Origin of the sequence: Streptomyces sp. NPDC056347, from assembly GCF_042262625.1 — a bacterium.
Lineage (GTDB): Bacteria > Actinomycetota > Actinomycetes > Streptomycetales > Streptomycetaceae > Streptomyces.
In genome coordinates, this window is sequence record NZ_JBHJQP010000245.1 from 1 (window position 1) to 9257 (window position 9257).

At 72.2% G+C, this 9257-nt stretch carries 10 protein-coding genes; 7 read left to right on the forward strand and 3 right to left on the reverse strand.

All coding sequences use genetic code 11. The features are described from left to right. Positions 1 to 43: 43 nt before the first annotated feature. From ACFCV8_RS33835 to ACFCV8_RS33845, 3 genes are read right to left on the reverse strand one after another with little or no spacing between them, the layout of a single operon-like run. Positions 44 to 949, reverse strand: coding sequence for an aminoglycoside phosphotransferase family protein (locus ACFCV8_RS33835; protein WP_376689339.1), 906 nt, complete (start codon positions 947 to 949; stop codon positions 44 to 46). Positions 950 to 977: 28 nt separating this feature from the next. Beyond that, a complete protein-coding gene (locus ACFCV8_RS33840) occupies positions 978 to 1490 on the reverse strand; it encodes a ferritin-like domain-containing protein (RefSeq protein WP_376689340.1) in 513 nt (170 codons plus the stop codon). Continuing rightward, on the reverse strand, positions 1487 to 2020 hold the full coding sequence (locus tag ACFCV8_RS33845; RefSeq protein ID WP_376689341.1) for a hypothetical protein: 534 nt from the start codon (positions 2018 to 2020) through the stop codon (positions 1487 to 1489). The genes ACFCV8_RS33840 and ACFCV8_RS33845 overlap by 4 nt, the downstream gene beginning before the upstream one ends. Positions 2021 to 2196: 176 nt before the next feature. Between ACFCV8_RS33845 and rimP the strand changes: the two genes are divergently transcribed. The 7 genes from rimP (at position 2197) to truB (ending at position 9186) form a co-directional block, all read left to right on the forward strand. After that, complete coding sequence (gene rimP, locus ACFCV8_RS33850) at positions 2197 to 2694, forward strand: ribosome maturation factor RimP (protein ID WP_376689342.1); 498 nt, start codon at positions 2197 to 2199, stop codon at positions 2692 to 2694. Positions 2695 to 2696: 2 nt separating this feature from the next. Then, the gene (gene nusA / locus ACFCV8_RS33855) at positions 2697 to 3737 is read left to right on the forward strand and encodes a transcription termination factor NusA (RefSeq protein ID WP_376689343.1); all 1041 of its coding nucleotides are present in this window, start codon (positions 2697 to 2699) and stop codon (positions 3735 to 3737) included. A 111-nt stretch (positions 3738 to 3848) separates the two neighbouring features. After that, positions 3849 to 4127, forward strand: a complete 279-nt coding sequence (locus tag ACFCV8_RS33860; RefSeq protein WP_376689344.1) for a YlxR family protein — start codon at positions 3849 to 3851, stop codon at positions 4125 to 4127. Between the two features lie 146 nt (positions 4128 to 4273). Continuing rightward, positions 4274 to 7351: a translation initiation factor IF-2 gene (gene infB, locus ACFCV8_RS33865; RefSeq protein WP_376689345.1), complete on the forward strand. Its 3078-nt coding sequence runs from the start codon at positions 4274 to 4276 to the stop codon at positions 7349 to 7351. Positions 7352 to 7518: 167 nt separating this feature from the next. Beyond that, on the forward strand, positions 7519 to 7815 hold the full coding sequence (locus tag ACFCV8_RS33870) for a DUF503 domain-containing protein (protein ID WP_362454080.1): 297 nt from the start codon (positions 7519 to 7521) through the stop codon (positions 7813 to 7815). 25 nt (positions 7816 to 7840) lie between these two features. After that, positions 7841 to 8293: a 30S ribosome-binding factor RbfA gene (gene rbfA, locus ACFCV8_RS33875; RefSeq protein WP_376689346.1), complete on the forward strand. Its 453-nt coding sequence runs from the start codon at positions 7841 to 7843 to the stop codon at positions 8291 to 8293. Continuing rightward, the gene (gene truB, locus ACFCV8_RS33880; RefSeq protein ID WP_376689347.1) at positions 8290 to 9186 is read left to right on the forward strand and encodes a tRNA pseudouridine(55) synthase TruB; all 897 of its coding nucleotides are present in this window, start codon (positions 8290 to 8292) and stop codon (positions 9184 to 9186) included. Before rbfA ends, truB begins: the two co-directional genes overlap by 4 nt. Positions 9187 to 9257 lie beyond the last annotated feature (71 nt).

Below are 9257 nucleotides of genomic sequence, written 5' to 3' on the forward strand. Positions count from 1 at the left end.
CCCGTGCACCATGCGCGGGGGCCTGCGGCGTTCCGTACGACGCTCAGAGCCAGCTGGCGAACTCCAGCGTCAGTTCGCCCTCCTGGCGGCGGCCCGCCACCAGCGCCCGGACGCCCGACTCCACGGCGCGGAACAGCGTCCAGCCGCGCAGTCGCTCCCGGTCCACCTCCAGCGAGTCGGCGAGCTTCCCGATCCGCCGCCGGGCCGTCACCGCGCCGTTCGGCGAGGCGATCAGATCCTCCACGCGGTCGCGCACCAGCCGGGCCAGATCGTATGCGCGCTCACCGACCAGTGGCTCGGGACCGACCGTGAGCCACGGCGCCCGCTCACCGGCGAGCACCTTGCTCTGCCGGAAGTTGCCGTGCAGGAGCAGCGTCTCGGGGGAGTCGGCGACCAGTTCCTCGCGGGCCGCGATCGCCGCGGAGACCAGCGGCGCCAGGTCGGGCCGGGCGGCCGCGAAGGCCCGCATCGGTTCGACGCGGCCCCCCGTCCGCTCGGCGACCGTCCCGAAGCCGTGCCCGGCGGGCGGCTCGACCCACAGCCTGCGCACCGTTCCGGCCGCCTCCAGCAGCGCCTTCGCCTCCGGCAGCGAGCGCAGCGACACCTCGGGGTGCAGCCGTTCCAGGAGCAGTGCGCCGGGGGCGGAGGCCAGGAGCCGTACGGAGCCCCAGCCGTTCCAGTGCTCCAGCGCCGCCCGCTCCTGCTCGGGGGCGGTCCCGGGGGGCGCGATCTTCAGGGCGGCCGGGGTGCCGTCGGCGCACGTCACCAGGAGGACCAGGCTGCTGCGGCCGCCGGGGGCGGCGATCCGTTCGACGGCCGGTCCGCGCCCGGTGGCGGCCAGTGCCTCCTCGGTCAGTGCGGGAAGCCGGTCCAGCCAGTCGGCGGCGGCCGCGTCGTCGTGCGACTCGCCCAGCGCCCGCACCAGACGCTGCGGCGGTTCAAAACCCATACGTGCTGTGTTCCCTTTCAGAGCTTGCTCAGTGCGCCGTACCGGGCCCGTTCGTCACATCGGCTCCGTGGGCGGCACCGGACCCGGCGTGCGCGGCGGCCCCGGCACGTGTTCCGGAGGCGTCCCGCTCGGCGAGCCCGGGAAAGGGTACGCCGCTGCCCCGCCAGCGGACCGCGCGCACCGCGCCCTCCCGCAGCGCGTCGGCCGCCTCCCGGCGCAGCGTCCCTCCGGCGGCCCGGACGAGGTCCGAGTACACCCCGGCGACCCGGTCCTCCAGCACGGCCGCCAGCCGTACCGCCGAGTCAGGGTCGTCCACCGCGAGCGGCAGAGCGTACGCGGCCTGGGCCGCCACCGGCTCGCCGCCCAGCCCGCGCACCGTCCGCGCCAGCGCGTCGCGGCGGGCCCGGTGCGCGTGGTACGCGGCCGCGGCCTCGGCCCGGCGGTCCCCGGCGACCCGGCCGCCGACCACCCCGTAGCCGTACACCGCCGCGTGTTCCGCGGCCAGTGCGGCCTGGGCGGCCCGCAGTGTCCCCGTGCTCATGAGGAGACCTCCTTGGCGATGCCGGTCAGCAGAAAGGCGTGCGCCGCGTCCGCCGCGGCGACGGACGCCAGCAGACGGGCCAGTTCCGGCGGGGCGTCCACGAGGGCGGCCAGGTGCGTGTCCGAGGCCCGGCGCTCCGCCGCGGCGAGCTCCTTCACGGCGGCCCGGGCGTCGTCCGGAGGCGCCGGGGACGGCGCGGCGCCCGCCGCCCGCCCGCCCGAGGGGGCCAGAGCCTCGGCGTGGGCCCGTACCGCCTCCCGCAGCGGCGCCAGCGCGGCGGCGGCCGACGGATGGGCCCCGGCCACCCGCTCGTACCGGCCGAGCAGCTCCAGGCTGGTCCGGGCCGCGGCCGTCCGGATCCGCTTCTCGGCCCGCACCGCGGCGGCCCGAGCTGCCGTGGCCGCCGCGCCAGACCGGCCGGAGCCTGCCTCGCCCCCGGCCCCGTCACCGCAGCCGGCCAGCACCGCCGCCAGGGCGGCAGCTCCCGTCGCGGTGAGCGCACCTCTGCGCGTCGTCCCCGTGGGCCGCACTGTTCTCCTTCGAGTCTGTACCGGTCTTGACTGGATCTGTCCTGAAGTGATCACCGCAGGCGAGCGTACCCGCGGCGGGGGAGTGGGCGGACGGCAACACCCCTCGGGACCGGATACCCTTTGACCTGACACGCGACGATCCCCACAACAGCACACGCGGCCGAGGAGTCACCCGGATGAGCACCACCCAGAGCGAGAGGCTGCGCGGGCTGCTCGAACCGCTCGTCAGCGCCGAAGGACTCGATCTCGAGGAGATCGAGGTGTCCCGGGCCGGCCGCCGCCGTGTACTGCGGATCGTCGTGGACTCCGAGCAGGGCGTCGAGCTGGACGCCTGCGCCGATCTGAGCCGCGCGATCTCCGAGAAGCTCGACGAGAGCGACGCGATGGGTGAGGACGAGTACGTCCTCGAAGTCAGTTCCCCCGGTGCCGACCGTCCGCTGACGGAGCACCGCCACTACGTACGCGCCACGGGCCGCCTGGCCAAGCTGCACCTGCGCGAGGGCGGCGAGCTGGTCGCCCGCATCCTCGTCGTCGACGAGGACGGCCTCGATCTGGAGGTTCCGGGCGTCAAGGGCCGCAGGCCGACGTCCCGCCGGGTCGCCTTCGACGAGATCGCCAAGGCGCGCGTGGAGATCGAATTCAACCGCAAGGACAAGAAGGAAGAGGAGGCGTAACCGTGGACATCGACGTGAAGCTCTTGAAGGCCTTGGCCCAGGACAAGGAGATCCCCTTCGACGTGCTCGTCGAGGCGATCGAGTCGGCCCTCCTCATCGCCTACCACCGTACCGACGGAAGCCACCGCCGAGCGCGGGTGGAGATCGACGAGCGCGGCCATGTGACGGTGTGGGCGAAGGAGGACCCGGCCGACCTCGAAGAGGGCCAGGAGCCCAAGGAGTTCGACGACACCCCGTCCGGTTTCGGGCGGATCGCGGCGACCACCGCCAAGCAGGTCATCCTCCAGCGGCTGCGCGACGCGGAGGACGACAAGACCTTCGGCGAGTACGCGGGCCACGAGGGCGATGTCGTCACCGGCGTCGTCCAGCAGGGCAAGGACCCCAAGAACGTCCTGGTCGACATCGGCAAGCTGGAGGCCATCCTGCCGGTGCAGGAGCAGGTCCCGGGTGAGGAGTACACCCACGGCCTGCGGCTGCGCACCTACGTGGTGCGGGTCGCCAAGGGTGTGCGGGGCCCGTCCGTGACGCTGTCGCGGACCCACCCCAGCCTGGTGAAGAAGCTCTTCGCGCTGGAGGTCCCGGAGATCGCCGACGGGTCCGTCGAGATCTGCGCGATCGCCCGCGAGGCCGGTCACCGCACCAAGATCGCGGTCCGTTCGACCCGCTCCGGGCTGAACGCCAAGGGCGCCTGCATCGGCCCGATGGGCGGCCGGGTGCGCAACGTCATGGCCGAGCTGCACGGTGAGAAGATCGACATCGTGGACTGGTCGGACGACCCGGCCGAGATGGTCGCCAACGCCCTGTCACCCGCACGGGTGAGTATGGTCGAGGTCGTTGACCTCGGTGCCCGGTCGGCCCGGGTCACCGTGCCCGACTACCAGCTGTCGCTGGCGATCGGCAAGGAGGGGCAGAACGCCCGCCTCGCCGCCCGGCTCACCGGCTGGCGGATCGACATCCGTCCGGACACCGAGACCGACGACGAGCGCGACGCGGCCGACCGGGAGCGTGCCGAGCGGGCCCGCGAGCGTTCCGAGCGGCGCTGATCCGTACCGCACGGGGAATACATCTCGGTGCCGTGGCGCTGAGATCACGACAACATCCGTTCGATTCTTGCCCCAAAGGGGTGAGGTCGGTGCGGGGAGGTAGACTTAAACGTGTCTGGCCGGACGCACGTCCGCGCTTGCCCTGAGCGGACCTGTGTGGGATGCCGGGAGCGGGCGGTCAAGAGCGAGCTGCTGCGCATCGTCGCGGACGGGGACATCTGTGTTCCCGATCCTCGCGGTACGCTGCCCGGCCGGGGTGCTTACGTGCACCCCGCCTCCGTCTGTCTGGACCTGGCGGTTCGCCGCCGGGCCTTCCCCCGGGCCTTCAAGGCCAAGGGGCCGTTCGACCCCGCCGCGGTACAGCGGTTCGTCGAGCGGGAGACACCGTAAGAACGAACGGCACGGAACCCCGTGCGGTCAGGTACCTCGCGAGTTGGAAGTAGGTCGAGATTGCGATGAGCACTCGATGAGTACGCGATGAGTACGCCCATGAAGTAGCGACGGTCCGGCGGTAACCCGGACCTAAAAGGAGCGAAGTGGCTAAGGTCCGGGTATACGAACTCGCCAAGGAGTTCGGTGTAGAGAGCAAGGTCGTCATGGCCAAGCTCCAGGAACTCGGTGAATTCGTCCGTTCGGCGTCCTCGACGATCGAGGCGCCGGTTGTACGCAAGTTGACTGACGCACTGCAGGGGCCCGGCGGCAACGCCGGCAAGTCCGCTGCGAAGCCCGGCGCGCCCCGCAAGGCGACGCCGGCCAAGCCCGCGGCGCCGTCTCCGGCCGCCGCGGCACGTCCCGCTGCCCCGAAGCCCGGCGCCCCGGCCCCCAAGCCGGCCCCCGCCGCCCCGGTGAGCAGCACCCCCGCGCCGTCCGCGGGCCCGCGTCCGGGTCCGCGTCCCGCGCCCAAGCCCGCCCCGGTGACTCCGGTGCCCGCCGCCGAGTTCTCGGCGCCGGCCCCGGCCCCGCAGCAGGCTCCGCGTCCCTCGGGCGCCACGCCCGGCCCGCGTCCCGCCCGTCCGGCCCCGGCCGGCGGTCAGCGTGACGGTGGCCAGCGCGATGGCGGCCAGCGCGACGGCGGTCAGCGTGATGGCGGCCAGCGCGGCGGCGACCGTCCGGCGCGTCCCGGTGGCCAGGGCGCTCCGCGCCCCGGCGCCCGTCCGGCGGGTCCCCGTCCGGGCAACAACCCCTTCACGTCCGGCGGCTCGACGGGCATGGCCCGTCCGCAGGCCCCCCGTCCCGGTGGCGCCCCGCGTCCCGGCGGTGGCCAGGACCGTCCCGCCCCGCGTCCGCAGGGCGGCCCCGGTGGCGCCCCGCGTCCCCAGGGTCAGGGCGGCGCCCGTCCGACCCCGGGCGGCATGCCGCGTCCGCAGGCGCCCCGTCCGGGTGCCCCCAGCGGTAACCGCCCGAACCCGGGCATGATGCCGCAGCGTCCCGCGGCCGGTCCCCGTCCTGGCGGCGGCCCCGGTGGCCGTGGTCCCGGTGGCGGCGGTCGTCCCGGTGGCGGCGGCGGTGGCGGTCGTCCCGGCTTCGCCGGTCGTCCGGCCGGTCCCGGCGGCGGTGGCGGCGGCTTCGCCGGCCGTCCCGGTGGCGGCGGTGGCGGTGGCGGCGCAGGCCGTCCCGGCGGTGGCGGCGGCTTCGGCGGTCGTCCCGGCTTCGGTGGACGTCCCGGCGGCCCCGGTGGCCGTGGTGGCACACAGGGTGCGTTCGGCCGTCCCGGCGGTCCCGCGCGTCGTGGTCGCAAGTCGAAGCGGCAGAGGCGCCAGGAGTACGAGGCCATGCAGGCCCCGTCGGTGGGCGGCGTCATGCTGCCCCGCGGCAACGGACAGTCCGTCCGTCTGTCGCGCGGTGCCTCCCTCACCGACTTCGCGGAGAAGATCAACGCCAACCCGGCGTCGCTCGTCGCCGTGATGATGAACCTCGGCGAGATGGTCACGGCGACGCAGTCCGTCTCCGACGACACCCTCAGGCTGCTCGCGGACGAGATGAACTACGTCCTCGAGATCGTCAGCCCCGAGGAGGAGGACCGCGAGCTGCTCGAGTCCTTCGACATCGAGTTCGGCGAGGACGAGGGCGGCGAAGAGGCCCTGGTCTCCCGTCCGCCGGTCGTGACCGTCATGGGTCACGTCGACCACGGCAAGACCCGACTGCTGGACGCGATCCGCAAGACGAACGTCGTCGCGGGCGAGGCCGGCGGCATCACGCAGCACATCGGTGCGTACCAGGTCTCCTCCGAGGTCAACGGCGAGGACCGCCGTATCACCTTCATCGACACCCCGGGTCACGAGGCGTTCACCGCCATGCGTGCCCGTGGTGCGAAGTCCACCGACATCGCGATCCTCGTGGTGGCGGCGAACGACGGTGTGATGCCCCAGACGATCGAGGCGCTGAACCACGCCAAGGCGGCCGAGGTGCCGATCGTGGTCGCGGTCAACAAGATCGACGTCGAGGGTGCCGACCCGACCAAGGTGCGCGGTCAGCTCACCGAGTTCGGTCTGGTGGCCGAGGAGTACGGCGGCGACACGATGTTCGTCGACATCTCCGCCAGGCAGGGGCTCAACATCGAGCAGCTGCTGGAGGCCGTGGTCCTGACCGCGGACGCCTCGCTCGACCTGCGGGCCAACCCGGAGCAGGACGCGCAGGGTATTGCGATCGAGTCCCACCTCGACCGCGGCCGCGGTGCCGTCTCGACCGTCCTGGTCCAGCGAGGCACGCTGCGCATCGGTGACACGATGGTGGTCGGCGACGCGTACGGCCGTGTCCGGGCGATGCTCGACGACAACGGCAACAACGTCGAGGAAGCGGGTCCGTCGACCCCCGTCCTCGTGCTCGGTCTCACCAACGTCCCGGGTGCCGGTGACAACTTCCTGGTGGTCGACGAGGACCGTACGGCCCGTCAGATCGCCGAGAAGCGTGCCGCCCGCGAGCGCAACGCCAACTTCGCCCGCAAGGGTGTCCGGTTCTCCCTGGAGAACCTGGACGAGGCGCTCAAGGCCGGTCTGGTCCAGGAGCTCAACCTCATCATCAAGGGCGACGCGTCCGGTTCGGTGGAGGCTCTCGAGTCCTCGCTGCTCCAGCTCGACGTCGGCGACGAGGTCGACATCCGGGTCCTGCACCGCGGTGTGGGTGCGGTCACCGAGTCGGACATCGACCTGGCGACCGGCTCCGACGCCATCGTCATCGGCTTCAACGTCCGCGCTGCCGGGCGTGCCCAGCAGATGGCGGAGCGCGAGGGCGTCGACGTCCGGTACTACTCGGTGATCTACCAGGCCATCGAGGAGATCGAGGCGGCCCTCAAGGGCATGCTCAAGCCGGAGTACGAAGAGGTCGAGCTCGGCACGGCGGAGATCCGCGAGATCTTCCGCTCGTCCAAGCTGGGCAACATCGCCGGTGTGCTGGTCCGCTCCGGCGAGGTCAAGCGCAACACCAAGGCGCGGCTGCTGCGCGATGGCAAGGTCATCGCGGAGAACCTCACCATCTCCGGTCTCCGTCGCTTCAAGGACGACGTCACCGAGATCCGCGAAGGCTTCGAGGGCGGTATCAACCTCGGAAACTTCAACGACATCAAGATCGACGATGTCATCGCGACCTACGAGATGCGCGAGAAGCCGCGAGGCTGATCCACGGGGAATCCCGGGGCACGTCCCCGGGTCCTTCCCCAGTAGTCGGGGCCGGTCGACGGGTCGTATTTCCGTCGATCGGCCCCGGCCGTTCCGTGTACGGTTCTGGTGTCCTCGCCCAGCGCGGGCGGGGCACGAACCCGAACCGGCGGGACATCCGGACACCTATGTATGTGGGGACACTGTCCTTCGATCTGCTTCTCGGCGACGTACGGTCGTTGAAGGAGAAGCGCTCCGTCGTCCGCCCGATCGTCGCCGAGCTCCAGCGGAAATTCGCGGTGAGCGCGGCGGAAGTGGGCGGTCAGGATCTCCATCGCAGGGCCGAGATCGGCCTTGCCGTGGTCTCCGGGGACACCGGACACCTCACAGATGTTCTGGACCGGTGCGAGCGGCTGGTGGCCGCCCGCCCCGAAGTGGAGCTGCTGTCCGTACGACGGCGGGTACACAGCGACGAAGACGATTGAGCAAGGCGAAGAAGGAGACGGACCAGTGGCCGACAACGCGCGGGCTAAGAGGCTGGCGGACCTCATTCAGGAGGTGGTCGCCGAGAAACTGCAGCGCGGTATCAAGGACCCGCGTCTGGGTACGCACGTGACCATCACGGACACCCGGGTCACCGGTGACCTGCGGGAGGCCACGGTCTTCTACACGGTCTACGGTGACGAGGAGGAGCGGGCGAGCGCGGCGGCCGGTCTGGAGAGCGCCAAGGGCATTCTCCGTTCGGCGGTCGGAGCTGCGGCGGGGACGAAGTTCACGCCCACGCTCGCCTTCGTCGCGGACGCCCTGCCGGACAACGCCAAGGCGATCGAGGACCTCCTCGACCGGGCGCGTGCTTCGGACGAGCGGGTGCGCGAGGCGTCCTCGGGCGCCACGTACGCGGGCGGGGCCGACCCGTACCGCAAGGCGGACCACGAGAACGACGAGGACGCCGCCTCCGAATGACATCGCAGAACACGCCGGACGGCCTTGTCATCGTCGACAAGCCGTCCGGCTTCACTTCGCACGACGTCGTCGCCAAGATGCGCGGCATCGCCCGGACCCGGCGGGTCGGCCACGCCGGCACGCTGGACCCGATGGCGACGGGGGTCCTGGTGCTCGGCGTCGAGCGGGCCACCAAGCTGCTGGGCCACCTCGCACTGACCGAGAAGGAGTACCTCGGAACGATCCGGCTCGGCCAGAACACCATCACGGACGACGCGGAGGGCGAGTTCATCTCGTCCACCGACGCCTCCGGCGTGACGCGTGAGGCCATTGACGCCGGGGTCGCCGCCCTGACCGGCCCGATCATGCAGGTGCCGTCCAAGGTCAGCGCCATCAAGATCGACGGCAAGCGGTCCTACGCGCGGGTGCGCGGTGGCGAGGAGTTCGAGATCCCGGCCCGTCCGGTGACGATCTCGTCCTTCCGGATCTACGACGTCCGCCCCGAGACCGCCGAGGACGGCACTCCCGTCGTCGACCTGGTCGTCTCGGTGGTCTGCTCCTCGGGTACGTACATCCGCGCCATCGCCCGGGACCTCGGTGCCGGGCTCGGCGTCGGCGGACATCTGACCGCACTGCGGCGCACCCGGGTCGGGCCGTACGGTCTCGACGCGGCGCGGACGCTCGACCAGCACCAGCAGGAGCTGACCGTGATGCCGGTGGCCGAGGCCGCCGCCTCGGCCTTCCCGCGCTGGGACGTGGACGAGAAGCGCGCCAGGCTGCTGCTGAACGGCGTGCGGCTGGACATGCCGGCCTTCCCGCCGGGGCCGGTCGGCGTCTTCGGGCCCGACGGGCGCTTCCTGGTCCTGGTGGAGGAGCAGAAGGGCAAGGCCAAGAGCCTCGCCGTCTTCGTCTGAGGGCCGAGAAGGCCCCTGCGACGTCTTGTCGTGGAGCGGGCGTGGAGCGGTCGCGGGACGGCTCCTGCGAC

Coding starts and splice junctions, on each gene's coding strand:
- ACFCV8_RS33835 (WP_376689339.1), bottom strand. CDS start 949: ATGGGTTTTGAACCGCCGCAGCGTCTGGTGCGGGCGCTGGGCGAGTCG.
- ACFCV8_RS33840 (WP_376689340.1), bottom strand. CDS start 1,490: ATGAGCACGGGGACACTGCGGGCCGCCCAGGCCGCACTGGCCGCGGAA.
- rimP (WP_376689342.1), top strand. CDS start 2,197: ATGAGCACCACCCAGAGCGAGAGGCTGCGCGGGCTGCTCGAACCGCTC.
- ACFCV8_RS33870 (WP_362454080.1), top strand. CDS start 7,519: ATGTATGTGGGGACACTGTCCTTCGATCTGCTTCTCGGCGACGTACGG.
- truB (WP_376689347.1), top strand. CDS start 8,290: ATGACATCGCAGAACACGCCGGACGGCCTTGTCATCGTCGACAAGCCG.